The organism is Vibrio sp. 1069 (genome assembly GCF_033340555.1).
The window spans coordinates 1-501 of the sequence record NZ_JAWOWP010001043.1; the positions used below are offsets into that span (position 1 = coordinate 1).

At 50.9% G+C, this 501-nt stretch carries 1 pseudogene; it reads right to left on the reverse strand.

The window, feature by feature from the left end:
• Positions 1–43 precede the first annotated feature (43 nt).
• A pseudogene (locus tag R7040_RS30500) lies at positions 44–501 on the reverse strand (NAD(P)H-dependent glycerol-3-phosphate dehydrogenase); the annotation flags it as partial.

The following is a 501-nucleotide window of genomic DNA, read 5'->3' on the forward strand; positions in this document are numbered from 1 at the left end:
CAAGTAAATCTTGCGCTGCCAGGCGTGCATCTTTTCCTTGCTACAATACTTGATACATTTGGTCAACAATCGGCATCTCAACGCCCATGCGTTGGGAGAGCATCCATACTTCTTTCGTGTTGCGGTAGCCTTCTACGACTTGGCCAATTTCTTCTTGTGCCGTGTCAACGTCTTTACCTTGACCGAGAGCTAAACCAAAGCGGCGGTTACGTGACTGGTTGTCAGTACACGTAAGAACCAAGTCACCTAAACCAGCCATACCCATGAAGGTTTCTGGTTTGGCACCAAGTGCAGCGCCAAGGCGGCTCATTTCAGCCAAGCCACGGGTAATCAACGCAGTACGTGCGTTTGCACCAAAACCGATGCCGTCTGACATACCTGCGCCAATTGCGATAACGTTTTTCACTGCACCGCCAAGTTGCATGCCGATGAAGTCGTTGTTCGCGTACACGCGGAAGGGTTTGCTACAGTGGATTTTCTCTTGCCGATCCGCCACGAACT